This window comes from Acetobacter senegalensis (genome assembly GCF_001580995.1).
In the GTDB taxonomy this organism is placed as follows: domain Bacteria; phylum Pseudomonadota; class Alphaproteobacteria; order Acetobacterales; family Acetobacteraceae; genus Acetobacter; species Acetobacter senegalensis.
Genome location: NZ_LHZU01000106.1, coordinates 1 through 21,978, shown reverse-complemented (window position 1 = coordinate 21,978; position 21,978 = coordinate 1). Strand labels below are relative to the sequence as shown.

Genomic DNA, 21,978 nt, shown 5'->3' with positions numbered 1-21,978 from the left:
TCTGTTCTGGCGGTAGGATGCGGTGATGAGTAACGGGAGGGGAGTCCTCCCGCAGCAGGAAGGATCGGCATGACAGACGCTGCACATGAGCAGAAAACAGGAAGCGCACAGGCCTATGCCCCCGGCAGTGCGCAGTTGGAAACCATGCTGGACCGTCTGGGTGAAGTTGCGGTGCGTACCGGGCTGAATGTCGCCCCCGGCCAGCAGGTGATTATTACGGCACCGCTTGAAGCCGTTCCGCTGGTGCGGCGGGTGACCGAGCATGCCTACAAAGCCGGGGCGTCTCTGGTCACAACGTTCTATTCAGATGCCGAAGCCACGCTGGCCCGTTACCGTTATGCACAGGACGAGACATTTGATACCGCGGCGGAGTGGCTGGCCAAAGGGATGACGGAAGGCTTTCGCGCAGGTGCAGCGCGCATGGCCATTACCGGGTCAGACCCTGCTCTGTTGGCCGGGCAGAACCCGGAGCGGATTTCCCGCGCCAGCCGTGCGGCGTCCCGCGCCAATAAACCTGCCATGGAAATTATCACCAATTTCGATGTGAACTGGAATATTGTCGCCACGGCCACACCCGCATGGGCCAAACTTGTGTTTCCCGGTCTGCCGGAAGACGAGGTCGTTGCGCGTTTGTGGCAGGCTATTTTTGAATCATCCCGTCTGACAGGCGCAGATCCGGTAGCGGATTGGGCTGAGCATAACGCCACCCTGCATCGGCGCGCGGCGTTCCTGAATGATGCCCGCTACGCTGCCCTCCATTTTACCGGCCCGGGAACAGATCTGACCGTTGGGCTGGCCGATGGGCATGATTGGGCTGGTGGGTCTGAAAAAGCCGGAAATGGCGTGATCTGCAACCCGAATATCCCCACGGAAGAAGTGTTCACCACGCCTCACCGCTTAAAGGTGGATGGATATGTGGCCAGCACCAAACCGCTTTCCTATCAGGGCACTCTGATTGACCAGATCAAGGTGCGGTTTGAAGGTGGTAAGATTGTGGAAATGAACGCCGCCAAGGGCGAGGATGTTCTGGCCCGCGTGTTGGATACGGATGAAGGCGCACGCAGGCTGGGTGAGGTTGCCTTGGTGCCGCATTCGTCCCCCATTTCACGCAGTGGTATTCTGTTCCAGAACACGCTGTTTGATGAAAACGCAGCCAGCCATATCGCGCTTGGGCAGGCTTACACCAAATGCATGCGCGATACTGCCGGGCAGGATGAAGCCGCTCTGGCCGCACGTGGCGCCAACAGCAGCATGATTCATATCGACTGGATGATTGGTTCAGGCGAAATTGATGTGGATGGGCTTGATGCACAGGGAGGCCGTGTGCCTCTGATGCGTAAAGGCGAATGGGTTATTTCTGCATGAGCACGGATTTGAAAAAAATGGTTACCAAAACACGGTCCCTTTTGGCATCTGCTAAAATCATGGCACTGGCCGCATCTGCCTTTTTGGCAGTAGGGCCTGTTGCCTTAGCGCAAACAGCTCCGGCACAGGGCGGCCAGCAGCCGCCAGCCCTGACGGGTGAGCAGATGGCCACCATGCGGCATGATATGGATACCGCGCTGCATTACAAACTGGCCCCGGATGTTCTGCCACGTCTGACAAATGCCCTGAAGGCCATTCACGCAGCCAATATTCAGCCTCCCGGCCATGTCGGGATGTCTCTGGATGAGCAGATTGCCATGGTCAGCAAAGTGCAGGGCCTCGCCCCTATTCTGAAGGCCAATGGCTTTGCGCCGCGTGATTTTGTGATGAGCCTGACATGTGTGGGTCTGACAGGCAGCCTGATGAACGTGCCGCCGGGACAGGCCAGCAGCAAGATGCCAACACCAGAGCCTGAAAATGTTGCTCTTTTGAAGGCCAATCAGGCAGATTTGCAAAATCTGATTGGTGTTTTGCGCACCGAGCAAGTGAAGCGCTAGGCCGTAACGCCTTTGATGGGATGGAAAACGGGCTGCCGCATGGTGGCCCGTTTTTTTATGGTCAGATTTTATCTTTCCATCTGCACGGATTTACACCGACGGAGCCGGCTAAAGCACGGTGCGCTTTTGCTCTCCAACAAGAGCAATGACGACCGCAGCCCCTGAAATAAGATGTCTCGTATAGGGGAATGGTTACTGGGCGCGGGAGCGCAATAGCCACGCATGGTCGGAATGAAAAACTAACTGTCTTTATGCTGCGATCTTTAAAAGAGACTTACTTCTGTTCTGATCTTCAAAATCTTTTTGAGGCTGTTGGGGAAGAGCAGGTAACGGCGGATCTGAAGGCTTGATGCGAAACGATCGAGACAAAAATCCAAGAGTTTAGTTTCAAGCAGCTCCGTCCAACCAACCTGACAGGCTCTTCAAATAGCGTCTTGCATGCTTGAGGTTGGGAATAATGACTGCTTCTGTCATGAAAAGACAAAAATGGAAAATGCGTAAAAAATGCTTAGTGCTGCGGCTGCCTAACAATGGCGGGGTTTAGGGGGAATGGTCAGGCTACGGAGCGTGCCTGCCATTCTGAAATCTCCAAAATCCATATCAAGATTGTCTGAAACGCCGTTGGCAAAATAACGCATGCCAATTTCATAATCGGGAAGAATGGCATCCTGAGCATGGCCAAAAAAGGCGACATGCACCCGGCCTGCCGCCATGTTTTGTAGGGTCGGAAACGGTGGTGCGCTTTCAGGCTTACCCCAGTGGAACGCCGTTATGTAGGTATATTGCGCGCCGTCCTCGCCCGTGCCGTCAAACAGTAATGGGGAAAAGTTGGAGGTGCCGTGTTCTGCGGCGGAGATAATGGCGGCTGTGTGTGCCATGGGGAAAAGAGTGCCCGGTGGGAGCTTAAGGGTTTTTTTGAGGGGTTTTTCATAATGCACCACACCACCTGTATTTTTGGCATCCAGTATCGCTTCGCCGCTAATGGTTTGCAGAATGGTGTTGTTGGATTTCTGTACGGTGCGAAAAATCAGATGCCGTCCATCCTTGCTTTCCAGCGTGGTGTAATCTGATTCCATGGCGACGGCGCCGCCGCTGCGTGTTGCGCTTTGAATATCCAGATGTTGCTGGGTAGACCATGCGGTGCAGGTATCACGCACATTGTAGGTCATGGAGCCTGTGGCGGAGAGTGTGTTGCCGCCTGAGGATTCCGCAAGTGCCAGATCATAGCTGGCCCGCTGGGCAGTCAGCGGCGTTGCGGTGGTGGTGTCCTGCGTTGCTGTCTTGGGTGCCTGTGCCGCAAGCGCAGCATTGGCGGCTGTTAGTGCTGGGGCCAGAAGGCAGGCTGCCAGACTGATGTGCAGAGAAAGGGCCCTGAAACGCTGACAGCTATGTCTGGCAGGTAAAATGGAGGCAGGAACAGGCAGAGAAACGCAGAATCTGGTCATGCTTCATACAAAAGAGCATCCGGCGGGCAGACGCAACCACGCCGGATGGGGAATCTCCAGTCTCAGACTTTTTTGATGGTAGGTTTCGGTTTTGGCAGGTCCAGCGCCAGGGAGAGTTCTTTCAGCCGTTCGGGCGGCACCGTGGCGGGCGCGCCCATCATCAGGTCTTCGCCCTGCTGGTTCAGCGGGAAGAGAATAACCTCACGAATGTTGGGTTCATCTGCCAGCAGCATGACAATACGGTCCACACCCGGCGCAGATCCACCATGCGGCGGTGCGCCATAACGGAACGCATTCAGCATACCACCAAACCGGGCTTCCACTTCGCTTTCAGGGTAACCGGCAATTTCAAAGGCGCGGATCATCACTTCCGGCAGATGGTTCCGGATTGCGCCAGAGGAAAGCTCAATACCATTACACACAATGTCGTACTGGTAGGCGGTGATATCCAGCGGGTCTTTGGTGTTCAGGGCTTCAAGGCCGCCCTGCGGCATCGAGAACGGGTTGTGCGAGAAATCAATCCGGCCGGTTTCCTCGTTCAGTTCATACATCGGGAAATCGGTGATCCAGCAGAAGCGGAAGGCGTTCTTTTCAATCAGGTCCAGCTCTTCCGCAATGCGGGTGCGCACCTGGCCAGAGAACTTGGCAACCTCATCCCCTTTGCCTGCTGCAAAGAACACGGCATCTCCAGCCTTCAGGCCCAGCTTGGTGCGGATGGCGTCAACACGATCAACTTCAAGATTCTTGGCAATCGGGCCTTTGCCGCCTTCTTCCGCAAACACAATATAACCCAGGCCGCCAGCACCGGCTTCGCGCGCCCAGTTGTTCAGTTTGTCAAAGAATGCGCGGGGTTTGTCACCAGCGCCGGGGGCCGGAATGGCGCGCACTTCGCCACCATCGGCTGCAATACGGGCAAACAGACCAAAGCCGGAATTGGCAAAGTCTTCCGTTACATCGGAAATCAGCAGCGGGTTGCGCAGGTCTGGCTTGTCAGACCCATAGACTTTCATGGCGTGGGCGTAGGGGATGCGTTCAAACGGTGCCTGGCTGACCGTGCGGCCTTTGCCAAATTCCGTAAACAGGCCGGACATCACATCTTCCAGCGTGGCGAACACTTCATCCTGTGTGGCGAAGGCCATTTCAAAATCAAGCTGGTAGAATTCACCCGGAGAGCGATCAGCGCGGGAGGCTTCATCACGGAAGCAGGGGGCAATCTGGAAGTAGCGGTCAAACCCGGCCACCATGGCAAGCTGCTTGAACTGCTGCGGCGCCTGCGGCAGGGCGTAGAACTTGCCGGGGTGCATACGGGCAGGCACCAGAAAGTCACGCGCGCCTTCGGGTGAGGATGCGGTCAGGATCGGGGTCTGAAGTTCAACAAAGCCCAGATCCGTCATGCGGCGGCGCATGCTCTGGATAACGCGGGCACGCAGCAGCATGTTGCTGTGCACGCTCTCACGGCGCAGATCAATGTAGCGGTACCGCAGGCGCAGATCTTCAGGATAGTTTTCATGACCTGCTACCTGAAAAGGCAGCACGGCAGCGGCGGACTGCACCACAAATTCACGGGCGCGGACTTCAATATCCCCGGTGGCCAGATCCGGGTTGCGGGTGCCTTCCTCGCGCTCCACCACATCGCCGGTGACCGTGATCACGCTTTCAACACGGGTGTTTTCAGCCAGCGCCAGTGCGGGTGCGCCTGCCGGAATAACAATCTGGGTGATGCCTGTTTCATCACGCAGGTCAATAAACAGCAGCCCGCCGTGGTCCCGTTTGCTGTGGACCCAGCCAGACAGGCGGGCTGTTGTGCCGGCATCCTTGGCGCGAAGGGCCGAGCAGCTATGGGTACGGTAAGGGTGCATTGTCTGGTCCTGAACTGTGGCCCGGCCTGCCTATCACACAGGCCCGGCGCTTTGTCTGTTATCTATATGGGCGGGAGGAAGCCGGGGAGCCGCCCAGATGTCAAGGGAAGAGGTGGATCAAGCTTGCAGACTGGCCCGGATATCAGCCGCCAGTGCCTTTACGGTTTCGGGTTTTGCATCCCACCCGAACAGGAAGCGGGCTACTCCGCCAAACATGGTATAGAATCGCCAGCCCTTTACGCGCAGCGTGTTCATGCTTTGCTCAGGCAGCAGCAGAAACACACCGTTGCTTTGTACGGGCCATGCAAGGTCAAGGCCGGTCACGCCTGCCAGTTCTGTGGCAAATAGGCGGGCGCAGGCATTACCATGTCTGGCGTTTTCCAGCCACGCGCCGCTCTTGATCATGCTGAGCCATGGAGCCGTGATAAAGCGCATTTTGGAGGCAATCTGTCCGCCCTGCTTGGCACGCTCCGCAAAGCCGCGAGACAGCTTGCGATTGAAAAATACCACCGCGTCTCCCACAGCCATGCCGTTCTTGGTGCCGCCAAAGCTCAGCGCGTCCACCCCGGCCTGCCACGTTATGGCAGCGGGGGGGCATCCCAGCGCGGCAACGGCGTTGGCCAGACGCGCGCCATCCATATGGAGGCTCAGCCCATGCTCGTGACAGGTGTCCGCCAGCGCACGGATTTCTTCTGGTGTGTAGAGAAGTCCGTTTTCCGTGGGCTGGGTAATGGTGACCACCGCCGGGCCGGAAGCCTGCGGGCTTTGCGCCTTGCGGCAGCACAGCTTGATGGCGGCGGATGTCAGCTTGCCATCGGGGCACGGGGGCGTCATGAGTTTGCTGCCGCCCGTAAAAAATTCCGGCGCCCCCCGTTCGGATGTATCGGCATGGGCAATGTCGGTCGCGATGATGCTGCAATAAGGCGGGCACAGGGTTGCCAAAGCCAGCGCATTGGCCGCTGTGCCGTTGAAGACAAAGAAAATAGCGGCATCCGTGTCAAACAGGGTGCGGATGGCATCTTCAGCCAGCCGAGTCCATGGATCGTCACCATAAGCCGGGGCCGAGCCTGCGGCAGAGGCACGAACAATGGCGTCAAGCGCTTGCGGGCAGATGCCGGAATAATTGTCACTGGCGAACTGCTGGGGGGGAGTTTCAGGCATGGGCGGCATTCCTGCGCTGGCGGGGCATGTGACACAGGGCTGCATGGCGGCAGCCTGTGTTCTGGCTTGCATGGGGCAGGGGGTGGCGTCAATCCGGCCTGGGCAAGGGAAGCATTGCTTTCAGGGCAGATTTCCGCTAAGGGCACCGCACCGTGCAGGCACCCCTGGAGGCCTGCACGTTCTGGTTTCTAGGAGAGTACACCGTGTCAAAGATTACATCCATCGAAGCTTCTGCGCGCGCGAAGGCTGGTAAGGGGGCAGCGCGTGCGACGAGGCGTGCCGGTCTGGTGCCTGGCGTGATTTATGGTGGCAAGAAAGAGCCCGCTCTTATTGCCCTCGACCCCCGCATCGTGATCAAGGGTATTCAGGCTTCTGGCTGGCGTTCCCGCGTTTACGAAATCAAGATTGAAGGCGGTGCGACCGAACGCGCCCTGATTCGTGACATTCAGCTGCACCCGGTAAAAGATACGCCGGAACATGTTGACTTCATGCGTCTGGCTGCTGGTCAGCGCGTGACGGTTGAAGTGTCCGTTCACTTCTCTGGTGAAGAAAAATCTCCGGGCATCAAGCGCGGCGGTGTGCTGAACATTGTGCGTCACACGGTTGAAGTTGAAGCCGATGCAGAACACATCCCTGAATTCTTCAGTGTTGATCTGTCCACGCTCGACATCAACGACAACGTGCGTTGGGAAGACCTGAAGGGCACGGAAAACGTGACCCCGCTGGTGCACGTGCCCAACTTTGTGATCGCCACCGTTGCGGCACCGAGTGTTGATGCAGCGGATGACGCTGAAGAAAGCACGGAAGAAGCCGCTTCCTGATAGCAGTCATTCTGTTACGGAGTGATGGCGCGGGGGTACGTGCACAGCGCATGTGCCCCCGTTTTACTTGCAAGATACAGGACCAGTGATGTTGCTCTGGGCCGGGCTCGGCAATCCTGAGCCTTCCATGCGCCGACACAGGCATAATGTCGGGTTTATGGCGGTTGACGCCATTGCAGAGCGCTACGGCTTTTCTCCCTGGCGCAATCGGTTCAAAGGTGAGGTGGCGGAAGGCCGCGTTGGTAATCAGCGTGTGCTGTTGCTGCGCCCCATGACGTACATGAACCTTTCCGGCACCAGCGTGCAGGAAGCCGCCGCTTTCTATAAAATTGCGCCCGATCAGATTACCGCCTTCCATGATGAACTGGACCTTGCCGCAGGCAAGGTGAGGGTGAAACGGGGTGGCGGGGCCGCAGGGCATAATGGTTTGCGCTCCATGGACAAAATGCTCGGCACGCCGGATTACTGGCGGGTGCGCATTGGCATCGGGCATCCGGGGGCCAAGGAGCGTGTGCATGGATGGGTGCTGGGTAATTTCACGGAGTCTGACCGGCAGGACTGGCTTGAGCCGCTGCTGGATAAAATGGCGGCCGCCGCGCCGCTGCTGGCGGATGGCCAGCCGGAAAAATTCATGACGCAAGTTGCGTTGCCAGAAGGGAGTAAGGGCTGATGGGGTTTAACTGCGGTATTGTCGGTCTGCCCAATGTGGGTAAGTCCACCCTGTTCAATGCGTTGACTGCAACGGCATCGGCTCAGGCAGCCAATTACCCCTTCTGCACCATCGAGCCCAATGTGGGCCGTGTGGCCGTGCCTGACCCCCGGCTGGATAAGCTGGCGGAAATTGGCAAATCGCAGAAGACCGTGCCCACCAGCCTTGAGTTTGTGGATATTGCCGGTCTGGTGCGTGGGGCCTCCCGCGGGGAAGGACTGGGCAACCAGTTCCTGGCCAACATTCGCGAAGTAGATGCCATCATCCATGTGCTGCGGTGCTTTGAAGATGATGATATTACGCATGTTGAAGGCGGGGTGGACCCCGTGCGTGATGCGGAAATCATCGAAACGGAACTGATGCTGGCGGATCTGGAATCGCTTGAAAAGCGGCTGCCTGCTCTTCAGAAACGCGCCAAGAACCGTGATGCTGAAGCCACAGCCCAGATTGCCGTGGCGGAACCGCTGATCGAGGCACTGAAGGAAGGTCGCCCCGCCCGCACAGCCATTCCCGAAGGGCAGGAAGAAGCCGTTCGTCGCCTGCAGCTTATGACGTCCAAGCCCGTGCTGTACGTGTGCAATGTGGATGAAGACTCGGCGTCTACGGGCAACCCGTTCTCACAGGCGGTCAAGGCTAAAGCCGAAGCGGAAGGCGCTGCGGTTGTGGTGGTGTCTGCTGCTATTGAAGCCGAAGTCAGCCAGCTTGCAGATGATGAACGCCGTGAATTTCTGGAAGGCCTCGGCCTGAAGGATAGCGGGCTGGACCGCGTGATTGCTGCCGGGTACGGCCTTCTGGGGCTGCGCACCTACTTTACGGTTGGCCCCAAGGAAACACGGGCCTGGACCATTACCGCAGGCACAAAAGCACCGCAGGCAGCCGCCGTCATTCACAATGATTTTGAACGCGGCTTCATTGCCTGTGAAACAGTCGCGTACAATGATTACGTTCAGTATGGTGGGGAAGCTGGCGCTAAAGAAGCTGGCCGCCTGCGTATTGAAGGGCGTGATTACGTTGTGCAGGACGGTGATGTTCTGCTGTTCCGCTTCAACGTGTGATCCGGTAACGTTAAGCGGCTGAGACTAACACTGGAATGGGGATGAAGGACGCCATGAAGGCGCATGAAGACGGAGAACAGAGTGTGATAACGCAGACCGTGGCCGCGTCTGCGCCGGGACCAATGACGGTTCTGGCCAAGCGGGCCCGGCTGGCAGCACGCACTCTGGCCACCACCCCGTCTTCCGCGCGGGACCGGGCGTTGTGGGCCGCCGCTGCGGCCCTGCGTGAGGCATTAGCCACCATTCTGGAAGCCAATGCCCGCGATCTGGAAGCATCAACGGCCAATGATGCCTTTCGGGATCGGCTGACACTGACGCCGGAGCGCGTGGAAGCCATGGCGCGCGGGTTGGAGGATATGGCTGATCTGCCTGATCCGGTTGGTCGTGTTCTGGAAGAATGGACGCGCCCCAATGGCCTGCGTATTCGTCGCGTGGCCACACCCGTTGGTGTGATTGGTGTGATCTATGAAAGCCGCCCCAACGTAGGGGCAGATGCGGCTGGTCTGTGCATCAAATCCGGTAATGCGGTGTTGTTGCGTGGTGGTTCGGAAAGTCTGCACAGTGCGCGGGCTATTCATGCCGCCATGCAAGCGGGCCTGCGGGCAGCCGATCTTCCCGAAGATGCCGTGCAGATTGCCCCCGATGCAGACCGTGCCCATGTGGCTGAGATGCTGGGTGCTGCCGGGCTGGTTGATCTGCTGATTCCGCGTGGTGGTCGGTCTCTGGTGGAACGTGTGCAGAAAGATGCCCGTGTGCCCGTGCTGGCCCACGCAGAAGGCCTCTGCCACACCTACATTCATTCCGCAGCAGACCCCAGCATGGCGCGGCGGATTATCCTGAATGCAAAAATGCGGCGGGTTGGTATTTGTGGGGCGACGGAAACCCTGCTGATTGATGCGGCCATTGCCCCCGGCCTGCTACCGCTGATTGTGGCAGATCTGGCTGAGTTTGGCTGTGGCTTCAAGGCCGACGCTGCTGCGCGTGAGATTGTGCCGGATCTGCCTGCCGCGACCGAGAAGGATTTCGGGACCGAATGGCTGGACGCCATGTTGAATATTGCCGTGGTGGACGGTGTGGATGAAGCACTGGACCATATTGCCCGCTATGGCTCCTCTCACACAGAAGCCATTGTCACGTCTGATGAAGCAGTAGCGAACCGCTTCATGAATGGTACGGACAGCGCGGTTGTGATGTGGAATGCCTCCACCCAGTTCTGTGATGGCGGGGAATTTGGTTTTGGCGCTGAAATCGGCATTGCCACAGGTCGCTTCCATGCTCGTGGTCCGGTGGGTGTGGAGCAACTGACCACCTTCCGGTACGAAGTGCTCGGCACAGGACAGGTTCGGACCTGATCTGGGTGGGCGGCCAGGACGCTATTCCAAGTGCGGGGGACTTGCGGCGCGCGCGTATCGGGTTGCTGGGAGGCTCCTTCAATCCGGCGCATGAAGGGCATCTGGCCATTGCCCGTCGGGCGTTGCGGGCGCTGCGGCTGGATCAGGTCTGGTTTATGGTCTCGCCCGGCAATCCTTTGAAGGCAACGTCCGGTATGGCGCCGTTTGTTCAGCGGCTTCAGTCGGTCGCGCGGCTGGTGGATGGCCATAAGCTGGTGGCAACGGACATAGAAGCCCGACTCGGCACGCGCTATACGGTTGATACCATCCGCAAATTACAGATGCGTTTCCCCCATGCGCGGTTTGTGTGGCTGACCGGGGCAGATGGTCTGGCCTCTCTGCCGCGTTGGAAAGGCTGGCGGCAACTGGTGCGGTGTGTGCCTCTGGCCGTTATGCCCAGACCGGGGCAGAATAATCGCGCCTTGCATGGGGCAGCGGGGCATTATATGGCGCACTGGCGCATACCGGCCCGCCGCGCAGCATTGCTTGCTGATCTCCCCCCCCCAGTATGGACTTTTCTTCCGGGGCGACAAAACGGTATATCTGCAACATCAATTCGTCAGAATGGTGGATTTGAGAGCTTTGTCGGCTCTCTTGTCCCGTCTGGCAGGTCACACTCAGGAGAACGATCATAACCACCAATCCCCCCGCCGAGAAACCGAAACGCACACGGTCTTCCACGGCAACCGCCAAAGCCGCTGCCGCCAAGGCGCCGTCTGCCAGCCCGGTTGTGGCTGGTGCTGCTACAAGCACGGGCTCTGTCCGCAAGAAAGCCGCTGCCTCCGGCCCCAAGGGCAAGGTCAAGCGCGAGCCCGTTTCCCCCGACGTTCTGGCGCAATCCCTCACCATCATCACCACCAGTCTGGATGATGATAAGGCCGAAAACATTGTGGTCATCGACCTTGCCGGTCGGGCCTCATTTGCGGACAAGATGGTGATCGCTACCGGTCTGGCTGATCGTCAGATTGCCGCCATGGCGCAGCATATCGAACGCAAGCTCAAGGAAATCGGCATCAAGCGTGTGCTGATCGAAGGGGCTAACGGATCAGACTGGGTGTTGCTGGATACGGGTGACATCATTGTGCATCTGTTCAAGCCAGAAGCACGCGAACTCTACGGTCTGGAAAAAATGTGGGGCGCGGAGCTGGATGACGGCAACGCAGAGGCTGTCCCCACAGCCTGAGTCTGTTTTCTGTGACGTGTGACCAGATGTTTCCGGCCCTGTTTCTTCATGCGCCTGAAGCCCAACCAACCTTGGGGAGCACTCCATGAGGCTTGTTGCGGTTGGGCGCATGAAGGACAAGGCCGAACTGGCGCTTGTGGAGCGTTACCTCAAGCGCCTGCGCCCCCGGCTGGATATTGTGGAACTGGCTGACGGGCGCGGCAGCCCTGATGAAATCAAACGCCGGGAAGCACTGGCCATTCTTGCGGCGTGTCCTCCTCAGGCATTTCTCATCGTTCTTGATGAAGCCGGACGCTCCTTCAGCAGTCCGGGTTTTTCAGAAGCAATGGCGGAGTGGTCTGCTCTTGGCCGCCCGTTATGCTTCGTCATTGGCGGTGCTGAGGGGCTGGATGCCGCTGTTATTGAACGCTCTGATGCAAAACTGTCTTTTGGCACACTGACATGGCCGCACATGCTGGTACGGATCATGCTGGTGGAGCAGATCTACCGTGCGCAGGCCATTGCTGCAGGGCATCCCTATCATCGTTCCGGACGCCCCTGATCCTGTCTTCCGTTTTCATGATGAAACTGTGCGGCCGCGCGCGGGCATAGCGGCTTTGTGATCGCCCCCCTGTCGGGCGAAGAAGACATCTTATAGGGATAAAGCCTCCTTTCACATGAAGATGGAAAAGCGCGATGCCAGCAGAGGTTCTTTATTCTCCTGAGCATGTTCGCGCTCTGATCAGCCAGAATGATGCGTTGCTGATTGACGTGCGGGCAGAAGAAGATTTTGCCAAGGAGCATATTCCGGGTGCAGTCAATATGCCGGATATTTTCACCTATCTGGCAGAAACGTCTGAAGAAGGGCTTAGCAAGCTTCAGCAGACATTTTCCACTCTGTTTGCAGATTACGGGCTGGATGGCAGCAAAAAGGCCATAGTGTATGAAGATGCGCTTCATACCCGCTACGGCGCATCATGCCGTGGATACTGGATTCTCAGTTATTTGGGTTACCCGCAGGTTGGTATTCTGGATGGCGGGTTGCAGGCATGGCGTGCGCAGGGAGGATCTCTGACGGCGGAGCGTACGGTTATTACGCCCTCCCAATTCCCCCTGAAGGTCAACACGGCCTTGATGGCAACACGGAAAGACGTATTTGCCGCTCTGGAAAACCCCGGCATCAAACTGTTGGATAACCGTGACAAAGTGGAATGGCTGGGCGAAAGTTCCTCCCCTTACGGCGTGGATTTTGCCCCGCGCAAAGGCCGTATTCCCGGCGCGGTCTGGATAGAATGGTACGATTTCATGCGGGTGGATGCAGAGCAGTCGGCTTTCAGGTCTGCCGAGGACATTCGTGCACTGGCGGCATCGCGTAATCTGTTCCCTGAAGATGATGTTATCATCTATTGTTTCAAAGGAGCCCGCGCTGCCAATACTTATGTGGCGCTGGCGTCTGCGGGTTTCCAGAAACTGCGCATTTACATGGGGTCCTGGAATGAATGGTCCCGCGATGAAAGCATGCCGATAGAGGACGGTCTGCCACGCGCTTCCGTGCCGTATCACCGTCAATAAGAGGCTGGTTGTTGGAAAGTCTGCCAAGTTGGTCTGGCGAGGTTTTGGGGTTGAATGATCTGGGGTGTCAGCCGGATAGCAGCGCCGTGCTACCAGACAAATCCACCTTTCGTCTCAAAAATCCTTCGCCATCCCGCCGGCTGATTTTTCAATGCTTACTCGGAAAAGCAGTGAGAACCTGTCAGATCACTCTGGCAGGTTGAAAATTGTTTTGAGGCAGCACGTCCTGATCTGCTGAAGCAGGTCATTTAAGCCCCCATTTCGGTAAGAGGCGGAATGGGTGATGCTCCGTGTTTCAGAAACCGGAAGCGGGAAACTGTGCTTCCGGGCTCATTTTTTCCCATTCTCGGCAAGTTGTGCGCAGAATTTTTACAAAACGGCTGACAATAGGCATGTTCTGGCCAGACCGAATGGCGACGGCAAGGGTGGCCCGTGGTGCGGGTTCGCTGATGGTATGGAACGTGACCCCGCCCGCATGAATCTGGCACAGGGAACGCGGTACAACTGAAACGCCCATCCCAGCGGCAACCAGCGGAACCGTGCCGGCAATCTGCGGTGCCTGCTGCCCGAGGATGGGTGTTACCCCGGCCAACTGATAGGCCGAAAGAATAGCATCATGAAAACCGGGGCCTAGTTCACGGGGAAAGATGATCAAAGGATCATCCGCTACCATGTCCAGACTGATAACAGGCTCTTCTGTCAGCCGATGACCACGGGGCAGGGCGATAACAGTCGGTTCATCCAGCAGATGCGAAACGGAAAGGCGCGCGGGATCAGGCACGGGAGGGCGAACAATGGCAATATCTGTACTGGACTCGTGCAGTGCGGCACACAGGGCCGGTGTATTGCTTTCTTCCAGAGAGAGGGTGACATCCGGGGCAATATCCCGAAAAGATCTGATGGCAAGAGGGATAACCGGAAGAAGCGGTACTGCTCCCGCTAGCCCGAGCCGGATGTGCCCGACTTCCCCGCGGGCGAGTCCTTCGGCTGTGACCTGAAACTGGTGCTGCAATTCCAGAATGGCGCGTGCGCGCGGAATCAGGGTTGCGCCAATTTCCGTCAGTTTTACACCGCGTGTCTGCCGTTCAAACAGTTTTACGCCCAATTTCTGTTCAAACTGGCGGATTTGCTGACTTAATGGGGGTTGTTCCATACCCAGTTCTTCAGCAGCACGGGTAATACTGCCAAGATCAGCTACTGTTACAAAGTAACGCAAGTGTCGGATGTTCATGTCGCATATATAATATGTATGGATAATGGGTTCAATATATATTGGAACACTTGGTTGGCTTGTTATAACTTTTTCTCACAAATCTTAATCAGCAAGAGTGTGAGACGGTGCGAAGCATGAAAAACAGCCCGGTGACCGACATGGATGTCCGGTCTTCCGCCTTGGGAAATGGTGTCAGCAAAAAGCCCGTGGCAAACCGCCTGTATCAGACCTCCACCATGGCAGCGTTGCTGGATGCTGTTTATGATGGCGAAACCACTCTGGATGAACTGCTTCAATACGGTAATTTCGGGCTGGGGACGTTCAACGCGCTTGATGGCGAAATGATTGTCACGGAAGGAGTGGTGCGCCAGTTCCGGGCTGAAGGACTGGCTGCGGAAGTGCCTGGTTCTTTGAAAACACCCTTTGCCTGCGTCACCTATTTCGAACCGGAAAAAACGTTCAACATTGATCGTCCGCAGACCAAGGAAAGTTTTGAAGGCCTGGTGGACAGTCTGGTCGGGAACCCCAACCTGTTTGCCGCCGTGCGTTTTACCGGTGAGTTTGAGCGGGTGGATACCCGGACGGTCTTCTGCCAGTGCAAGCCATACCCGCATATGCTTGAAGTGGTGAAGAAACAGCCGACCCTCACCATGGAATCTGTAACCGGCACCATGATCGGTTTCCGCACGCCTGTTTACATGCAGGGTGTGAACGTTGCTGGTTACCACCTGCATTTTCTGACGGAAGATCAGAAACGTGGCGGGCATGTTACCGAATATCGGCTGGTGCGTGGGCAACTGGAAGTTGCCACGATCTCCGACCTTGAAATCAAGCTGCCTCGCACCGAGCAGTTTGCTCAGGCCAATCTCAATCCTGAGCACCTGAGCGAAGCCATTCGGATTGCTGAAGGCGGCTAACTTCCTTTTCTAACCACCAGAATCTGCAAAACAGAAAGTTCTGGTGGTTATTCTTTCAGGATCTTACAGTCATGACGAAAAAATCTGATCACGCTGCACAATGCGGCGCGGAGCTTATTGTCCAAAATCTGGTGGCCCACGGCATTACGCATGTCTTTGGTATTCCAGGGGCCAAGGTTGACCGCCTGTTTGATGCGCTGGTCGATTCCCCCATTACTACGGTGGTCACCCGGCATGAACAGAACGCTGCTTTTATTGCTGGTGGTCTGGGGCGTTTGACGGGCAAGGCTGGTGTGGCAATTGCAACATCCGGCCCAGGTGCTTCAAATTTTGTAACCGGCCTTGCAACTGCCAATTCAGAAGGAGACCCGGTTCTGGCTATTGGGGGCGCCGTCAAACTGGCGGATCGCCTGAAGCTGACTCACCAGACCATGGATACGGTCAGCCTGTTCAAGCCCATTACCAAATACAGTGCGGAAATTACGACGCCGACGGCTATTTCAGAAGTCATTGCCAATGCCTTCCGTTTTGCGGAAAGTGGTCGGCCGGGCGCATCTTTTGTCAGCACGCCGATGGATGTTCTGTCCATGCCTGCTGATGCACCCGTTCTGGCAGATCGGGCCGTGCCCAAAACGGGTCCGGCCTCGGCAGATGTTGTGGCTGAGGCAGCTAAACTTCTGAAAAATGCAGCCCGCCCGGTCGTGTTGCTCGGCATGCTGGCCAGCCGTCCGGATGTTGCAGAGGCCGTAAGAACTTTTGTGAAGGAAACCGGCGTTCCTGTTGTGGGCACCTATCAGGCGGCGGGTGCGGTTTCCCATGAACTGGTGGACCGGTTCGGCGGGCGTGTTGGTCTGTTCCGCAACCAGCATGGTGATCAGCTTCTGCATGAAGCCGATGTTGTGGTGACAATTGGCTACAACCCGGTGGAATATGATCCGTGGCTGTGGAACGTGAATGATGCCCGCAAGATCATCAATATTGATATTGTAGCAGCAGAACTGGACAACGCCTTTGTGCCTGTTGTTGAACTGGTGGGGGATATTGCCCCGACAGTGAAAGCTCTGGCCAAGGAAACCGGGAAGCTGGATCGTGCGCCGGAACTGGAAACCATTCTGGAAGGCTACAAGGCTGCTCGCAGTTCTGCGCTGCTGAACGCCCGCAGCACCAGCAACAATGCTGTGCATCCGCTCCAGATTGTACGTGAACTTGAACAGTTCGTCACATCGGACATGACGCTCTGTCTGGATATGGGCACGTTCCATATCTGGCTGGCCCGTTATCTGCTGTCCTTCCGGGCGCGGCAGGTGTTGATCAGTAACGGCCAGCAGACCATGGGGGTCGGCCTGCCGTGGGGGATTGCGGCTTCTCTGGTTAATCCTGCGGAAAAAGTGATCTCCATTTCCGGTGATGGCGGGTTCATGATGTCCAGCATGGAGCTGGAAACCGCTGTGCGGCTGAAGTGCAATCTCATCCATATGGTCTGGATTGATCAGGCCTATAACATGGTTGAAATGCAGGAAAAGAAAAAATACGGTCGTGGCTCTGGCGTGGATTTCGGGCCGATTGATTTTGCAAAATTTGCAGAAGCATGCGGTGCCAAAGGCATTACCGTCAATTCTGCGGACGGTGTCGGCAAAGCCCTGCGTGACGCCATGGATGTTCAGGGTCCGGTGGTGATTGCCGTGCCGGTTGATTACTCCCACAACCATCTGCTCATGCAGCCGCTGGCCCAGTTGGGGGAAACCTCTGCGGCAGCGTAAAGCCTGTTCTGGCCCAAACGCATATTGTTTTACTGTTTCTCCGCAGCGCTTCCTGTTATAACACACAGCGCTGCGGTGTTTTTAAATGCATTGAGGGAGAGAATGCCTCTCCCTGATGTCTTTCCTGCGCCCGGCTGCGTAGTATGAAAGACCTTGATCCGTGCAGATGTCGTCCCCCGACTTCACACAGCATTTTCCTGCTTCTCCTTGCAGGCCAGCAAACTCATGTGTTGCTGGCGTGTCCTTGACTATCCGGCTTGACGGACGCGCCAGAGCACCGGAACGTCTACAGATAAAAGGGCGTTCACCGCATGCGGGCCGCCCGTGGATGTTTTGGTGAAGGAAAGAGGAATGCAGGTCTCATCTGTGGATGCAGCAGGCAACGGCGGCACACGCCGGGGTGCGGCGGTCTTGCTGGAAATTCTGCGTAGCGAGGGCGTAGAGTATATTTTCGGTAACCCGGGTACCACGGAACTCCCGTTAATGGACGCGCTGCTGGAAGTGCAGGATGTGCGGTATATCCTTGGCTTGCAGGAAGCCAGCGTGGTGGCCATGGCCGATGGTTACGCACAGGCAGCGCGCAAGCCGGGTTTCCTTAATCTGCACACCGCGGGCGGTCTGGGGCACGGCATGGGCAATCTGCTGAATGCCAGCGTGTCTCAAACGCCATTGGTGGTTACGGCCGGGCAGCAGGATTCCCGCCACACCATCTCAGACCCTCTTTTGTTTGGTGATCTGGTTCAGATTGCACGTCCGGCAGTCAAATGGGCACAGGAAGTGGCGCATGCCGACCAACTTCCCGTGCTGATGCGCCGCGCGTTCCATGATTCCATGGCCGCCCCAACAGGTCCGGTTTTCCTCTCTCTTCCCATGGATGTCATGGAAGAAATGAGCAGCGTGGATATTGGCACTCCCTCAGTCATCAATCGGAATGCTGTGGCTGGCGGGCTGGACCAACTGGCGGAAACACTAGCCGCCATTTCCCCAGGCCGATTGGCCATTATTGCGGGCGATGAAGTCTATGCGTCGGATGCTGCGGCTGAAGTGGCGGCAGCAGCGGAATGCCTGGGTGCACCGGTTTATGGCTCATCCTGGCCTTCTCGCGTGCCTTTTCCCACGGCACATCCGTTGTGGTGCGGCAACCTGCCCACCCAAGCCACAGCGATTGCCGAACGGCTGAGTGATTATGACGCCATTTTTGCATTGGGTGGGAAATCCCTGATTACCATTCTCTATACGGAAGGCCCGGCTGTGCCGCCGGGATGTGCCGTGTATCAGATGTCTTCCGATGTGAAGGATCTGGGGCGCACATTCTATACGCCGCTTTCCGTGGTGGGGGATATCAAGGCTTCTCTCTCGGCGTTGCTTCCGCTGTTGCAGGCAGCAACGGCCGGGCGGCAGGCGGCCTATGCGGCCAATGCTGCCACGGTGGCGCAACAGCGCCGGACGTTGCGGGCTGAGGCTATTCAGGAAGCCCAGAGCCGCCAGAACGAAGCGGTCATTCCGCCACGGGTGGCAGCGTGGGAAGCTGTGCGGGCCATCGGCCCCGATGTTGCGATTGTGGATGAAGCTATTGCAACGTCTTCCGATGTGCGGCTGTTTCTGGAAAGTTCATGGTCTGGCCAATACTCTTTCCTGCGGGGTGGGGCGCTGGGCTGGGGCATGCCTGCTGCGGTGGGCGCTTCTCTTGGTTTGGGGCGTGACCGGGTTGTCTCTCTGGTGGGGGATGGTGCGGCGCTTTATTCGCCTCAGGCCTTGTGGACGGCAGCGCATGAAAAGCTGCCTGTCACATTCGTGGTCATGAACAACCGCGAATATAATGTTCTCAAAAATTTCATGCGGCAGCAGAAAGATTACATTTCTGCACGTGATGGAACATATCCAGCCATGGATATTGTTGATCCGACCATAGATTATCAGGCTATGGCGCGGTCTATGGGTGTACCTTCGTGTCAGGTTACACGGGCTGCGGATATCGCACCTGCCATTGAAGCATCTCTGGCTTCCGGTGGTCCATCGCTTGTCGAAATCATGATTGCGGCAGGGTAAGCCTGTTTTATACCGGAGGGTTTGATGAAGATCGGTCTGTTTATTCCCTGTTATATTGATGCGTTTTATCCTAACGCCGGGATAGCGACGTTGGAACTGCTTGAAAAACTTGGGCAGGATGTTGAGTATCCAATGGATCAGACCTGCTGCGGTCAGCCCATGGCGAATTCCGGCTGCAACTCTGATGCCGCCGCGGCCGAGGCGTTGTTTGTACGCAACTTTGCCAAATATGATGCCATCGTCATGCCTTCCGGTAGCTGCACCCATCATGTGCGCGACAATTTTGACGCCATTCCGCAGACGGAAGACGTCAAGCATGTGCGCAAGAACACCTACGAACTGGTGGAATTTCTGCACGATATTCTGAAAGTTGATGCTTTCCCCTGGGCAGAGTTTCCACACAAGGTAGGCCTGCACAACAGTTGCGGCACCCTGCGCGCCCTGCGCACTGCCAGCATGTCCGAACTGGGAGAGCCGTTTTTCTCCAAACCCATGGATCTGTTGTCAAAAGTGAAGGGCATTACCTTTGCAACCCCCAAGCGGCCTGATGAATGCTGCGGGTTTGGTGGCACGTTCTCCGTAACGGAAGAAGCCATTTCCGCCCGTATGGGGTTGGACAAGGTGCGTGACCATCACAATGCCGGGGCGGAATATATTGTCTCGGCCGATACGTCCTGCATGATGCATCAGCAGGGCTGTGCTGAGCGGAATGGCGTGCCCATTCGCTTCATTCATATTGCTGAAATCCTGAACGGAGCACGGGCATGAAGGTCAAACCAGTCAATCACGCCAAGGCGGCGGAAGAGTTTCTGGAAGACGCTCCGCATCTGACCTTTCATGATGAAAGGCTGTGGGACATGCGTCAGAAGCGCGACCAGCAGATGCACCTGCTGCCGGAATGGCAGGATCTGCGCACACGTGCTTCTGAAATCAAGGAGCACACGCTGGCCAACCTGCCGGAATATCTGGAGCAGTTTGAAGCCAATGCCAAAAAGAACGGCATTCATGTGCACTGGGCGGCTGACGGTGCGGAACATAACCGCATTGTTGGCGAGATTCTGGAAAAGCACGGTGCAAAGTCGCTCATCAAAAGCAAGTCCATGGTCACGGAAGAATGTGACATGCGCGCCTATCTGGAGCCGCGCGGCGTAACCGTGACGGAAACGGATCTGGGCGAACGCATCCAGCAGCTTGATGATCAGCTTCCCAGTCATATTGTTGTGCCCGCTGTGCACAAGCTTGTGCCGGATGTGGCAAAGATTTTTGCCAAAAACTACCATACGGACCCGAACGATAACGATCCGCAGTCCCTGGCGGAAGCACAGCGTATGGCGGCGCGCCCCGTTATTCTGACGGCTGACGCGGGCATGACGGGCGGCAACTTTCTGGTGGCGGAAACCGGAACCTTTGTTGTCTGCACAAACGAAGGCAATGCAGATCTAAGCTCTACAGTGCCCAATCTGCATATCGCTACGCTGGGGATTGAACGCCTTGTGCCGCGTATGGCTGACCTTGGCGTGTTTGTGCGGCTGCTGTCACGCAGCGCGCTTGGTTCGCCCATCACGCAGTACACCACCCATTTCCGTGGCCCGCAAAAGGGTGGGGAAATGCACATTATTCTGGTGGATAACGGACGCTCCACCCGGCTGGGCATGGAAGAGTTCTGGACGTCTCTTAAATGTATCCGCTGCGGTGCCTGCATGAACACCTGTCCGGTCTATCGCCGTTCCGGTGGTCTGTCCTACGGTGCTGTGTATTCCGGCCCGATTGGCGCAATCATTGATCCCACCTTCAATGAACGGAAATACAGCACCCTGCCGTTTGCCTCCACCATGAACGGAAGCTGTACCAACGTCTGTCCCGTGAAGATCAATATTCATGAGCAGCTTTACAAATGGCGGCGTGTGCTGGCTGAACATCATGAACTGCCGTTTGTGAAGCGGGAGATCATGCATATGGCTGGTAAACTGATGGGCCAGCCCAAATTGTACCGCACAGCCATTAACGGGACCGAGGTCGCGCTCAGCACCATGCCGCGCTTTGTGCTGTATAACTGGCTCAACCCGTGGGGCAAACACAGGGAACTGCCGCACCCGGTGAAGCAGACTTTCCATAGCTGGTACAAGCAGAACCGTCTGAAGAAGGACAAGGCACAATGAGCTCGCGCGATACCATTCTGGCGACCCTACGCGCCAACCGTCCAGACCCCGCTGCCCATCCGCTGCCACCCGTGGCTATGTTGGGGGATATGGATAAGGGGCGTGACCGGTTTGAAAATTCCCTTCAGATTCTGGGTGGTCAGATTTTGATGCCTCAGGAAGGTGATACACTGGCCACGGCCATTGCCCGCCGTTTTCCAGACGCCAAGGTGATCTGCTCCGCTGTGCCTGATTTTGAAGGCACCATTCGCATTGAAGAGATTGAATCTCCGCAGCAGGCAGCGGCCACCGATGTGCTGGTTGTGCGCAGCCCCTTCGGTATTGCGGAAATGGGGTCCATCTATCTAAGCGAAGCGCAACTGAATAACCTTAATTCAGCCGCGCATCTGACCCAGCATATTGTGGTGATCCTGTCTGAGGAAAATCTGACCGCCAATATGCACACGGCCTATCTGGAGCGTCCGGAATTTCACACCGCCAACTATGGCGTGCTGATGAGCGGCCCTTCCGCGACAGCGGATATTCAGGGGGTTCTGATCCGCGGGGCACAGGGCGTTCGCTCCCTGTCGATCTGGTGGGAATAAACACGGCTTGAGAGCCACGAAAAAGCCGGAGGGGATACATCCCGCTCCGGCTTTTTTATGGGGAAAGCCTGCGTCGGAAGAATCCTGTTTCGTACAGATGTTCACTGTAAGTCTGACTTTAAAGTCGGCTTGAAAATTCAACCACCGAAGGTTGCCGCATTCTAGGGCTAATCGACATTCAAGCGCTCCAGATCATGAC

At 56.9% G+C, this 21,978-nt stretch carries 20 protein-coding genes; 16 read left to right on the top strand and 4 right to left on the bottom strand.

All coding sequences use genetic code 11. The features are described from left to right. The first annotated feature begins 69 nt into the window (after positions 1 to 69). On the top strand, positions 70 to 1,365 hold the full coding sequence (locus AD948_RS03990) for an aminopeptidase (protein ID WP_061470831.1): 1,296 nt from the start codon (positions 70 to 72) through the stop codon (positions 1,363 to 1,365). A gap of 17 nt (positions 1,366 to 1,382) precedes the next feature. Continuing rightward, positions 1,383 to 1,922: a hypothetical protein gene (locus AD948_RS03985; protein ID WP_058989250.1), complete on the top strand. Its 540-nt coding sequence runs from the start codon at positions 1,383 to 1,385 to the stop codon at positions 1,920 to 1,922. Positions 1,923 to 2,446: 524 nt separating this feature from the next. Here the strand turns inward: AD948_RS03985 and AD948_RS03980 are convergent. From AD948_RS03980 to AD948_RS03970, 3 genes are all read right to left on the bottom strand, one after another. Next, positions 2,447 to 3,367, bottom strand: coding sequence for a cell envelope integrity EipB family protein (locus AD948_RS03980; RefSeq protein ID WP_061470830.1), 921 nt, complete (start codon positions 3,365 to 3,367; stop codon positions 2,447 to 2,449). Positions 3,368 to 3,429: 62 nt separating this feature from the next. Further along, the gene (aspS, locus tag AD948_RS03975; protein ID WP_061470829.1) at positions 3,430 to 5,226 is read right to left on the bottom strand and encodes an aspartate--tRNA ligase; all 1,797 of its coding nucleotides are present in this window, start codon (positions 5,224 to 5,226) and stop codon (positions 3,430 to 3,432) included. 117 nt (positions 5,227 to 5,343) lie between these two features. Further along, on the bottom strand, positions 5,344 to 6,396 hold the full coding sequence (locus AD948_RS03970) for a threonine aldolase family protein (protein WP_061470837.1): 1,053 nt from the start codon (positions 6,394 to 6,396) through the stop codon (positions 5,344 to 5,346). 194 nt (positions 6,397 to 6,590) lie between these two features. Here AD948_RS03970 and AD948_RS03965 point away from each other — a divergent pair, with 194 nt between their 5' ends. From AD948_RS03965 to AD948_RS03930, 8 genes are all read left to right on the top strand, one after another. Further along, positions 6,591 to 7,208, top strand: coding sequence for a 50S ribosomal protein L25/general stress protein Ctc (locus AD948_RS03965; protein WP_006559490.1), 618 nt, complete (start codon positions 6,591 to 6,593; stop codon positions 7,206 to 7,208). Between the two features lie 88 nt (positions 7,209 to 7,296). After that, on the top strand, positions 7,297 to 7,878 hold the full coding sequence (gene pth, locus AD948_RS03960) for an aminoacyl-tRNA hydrolase (protein ID WP_006559491.1): 582 nt from the start codon (positions 7,297 to 7,299) through the stop codon (positions 7,876 to 7,878). After that, positions 7,878 to 8,972 (top strand): redox-regulated ATPase YchF, encoded by a 1,095-nt coding sequence (ychF, locus tag AD948_RS03955; protein WP_061470828.1) that lies wholly within the window; start codon positions 7,878 to 7,880, stop codon positions 8,970 to 8,972. Before pth ends, ychF begins: the two co-directional genes overlap by 1 nt. A gap of 53 nt (positions 8,973 to 9,025) precedes the next feature. Then, a complete protein-coding gene (locus AD948_RS03950; RefSeq protein ID WP_169797382.1) occupies positions 9,026 to 10,324 on the top strand; it encodes a glutamate-5-semialdehyde dehydrogenase in 1,299 nt (432 codons plus the stop codon). A 5-nt stretch (positions 10,325 to 10,329) separates the two neighbouring features. Further along, a complete protein-coding gene (locus AD948_RS03945; RefSeq protein WP_061470827.1) occupies positions 10,330 to 10,998 on the top strand; it encodes a nicotinate-nucleotide adenylyltransferase in 669 nt (222 codons plus the stop codon). Between the two features lie 95 nt (positions 10,999 to 11,093). Next, positions 11,094 to 11,546, top strand: a complete 453-nt coding sequence (gene rsfS, locus AD948_RS03940; protein ID WP_006559496.1) for a ribosome silencing factor — start codon at positions 11,094 to 11,096, stop codon at positions 11,544 to 11,546. Between the two features lie 85 nt (positions 11,547 to 11,631). Beyond that, on the top strand, positions 11,632 to 12,087 hold the full coding sequence (locus AD948_RS03935; RefSeq protein ID WP_061470826.1) for a 23S rRNA (pseudouridine(1915)-N(3))-methyltransferase RlmH: 456 nt from the start codon (positions 11,632 to 11,634) through the stop codon (positions 12,085 to 12,087). A gap of 134 nt (positions 12,088 to 12,221) precedes the next feature. Then, positions 12,222 to 13,097 carry a sulfurtransferase gene (locus AD948_RS03930; protein ID WP_061470825.1) on the top strand — a complete coding sequence of 292 codons (876 nt, stop codon included), beginning with the start codon at positions 12,222 to 12,224 and terminating at the stop codon, positions 13,095 to 13,097. 295 nt (positions 13,098 to 13,392) lie between these two features. Here the strand turns inward: AD948_RS03930 and AD948_RS03925 are convergent, their stop codons facing one another. Continuing rightward, complete coding sequence (locus AD948_RS03925) at positions 13,393 to 14,328, bottom strand: LysR family transcriptional regulator (RefSeq protein WP_039905036.1); 936 nt, start codon at positions 14,326 to 14,328, stop codon at positions 13,393 to 13,395. A 116-nt stretch (positions 14,329 to 14,444) separates the two neighbouring features. On the opposite strand from AD948_RS03925, the gene budA reads away from it, so the two are divergent. The 6 genes from budA to AD948_RS03895 all read left to right on the top strand — a co-directional run bounded on the left by budA (position 14,445) and on the right by AD948_RS03895 (position 21,779). Further along, positions 14,445 to 15,227: an acetolactate decarboxylase gene (gene budA, locus AD948_RS03920; protein WP_006559500.1), complete on the top strand. Its 783-nt coding sequence runs from the start codon at positions 14,445 to 14,447 to the stop codon at positions 15,225 to 15,227. Between the two features lie 71 nt (positions 15,228 to 15,298). After that, positions 15,299 to 16,987 carry an acetolactate synthase AlsS gene (alsS, locus tag AD948_RS03915; protein ID WP_058987984.1) on the top strand — a complete coding sequence of 563 codons (1,689 nt, stop codon included), beginning with the start codon at positions 15,299 to 15,301 and terminating at the stop codon, positions 16,985 to 16,987. A gap of 351 nt (positions 16,988 to 17,338) precedes the next feature. After that, positions 17,339 to 19,036 carry a thiamine pyrophosphate-binding protein gene (locus AD948_RS03910; RefSeq protein WP_061470824.1) on the top strand — a complete coding sequence of 566 codons (1,698 nt, stop codon included), beginning with the start codon at positions 17,339 to 17,341 and terminating at the stop codon, positions 19,034 to 19,036. 24 nt (positions 19,037 to 19,060) lie between these two features. Further along, entirely contained in the window at positions 19,061 to 19,804 is a 744-nt protein-coding gene (locus AD948_RS03905; RefSeq protein WP_006559350.1) for a (Fe-S)-binding protein, read from the top strand. Continuing rightward, positions 19,801 to 21,195: a lactate utilization protein B gene (locus tag AD948_RS03900; protein ID WP_006559351.1), complete on the top strand. Its 1,395-nt coding sequence runs from the start codon at positions 19,801 to 19,803 to the stop codon at positions 21,193 to 21,195. The genes AD948_RS03905 and AD948_RS03900 overlap by 4 nt, the downstream gene beginning before the upstream one ends. Further along, positions 21,192 to 21,779, top strand: a complete 588-nt coding sequence (locus AD948_RS03895; protein WP_035377503.1) for a LutC/YkgG family protein — start codon at positions 21,192 to 21,194, stop codon at positions 21,777 to 21,779. Before AD948_RS03900 ends, AD948_RS03895 begins: the two co-directional genes overlap by 4 nt. Positions 21,780 to 21,978: the final 199 nt, after the last annotated feature.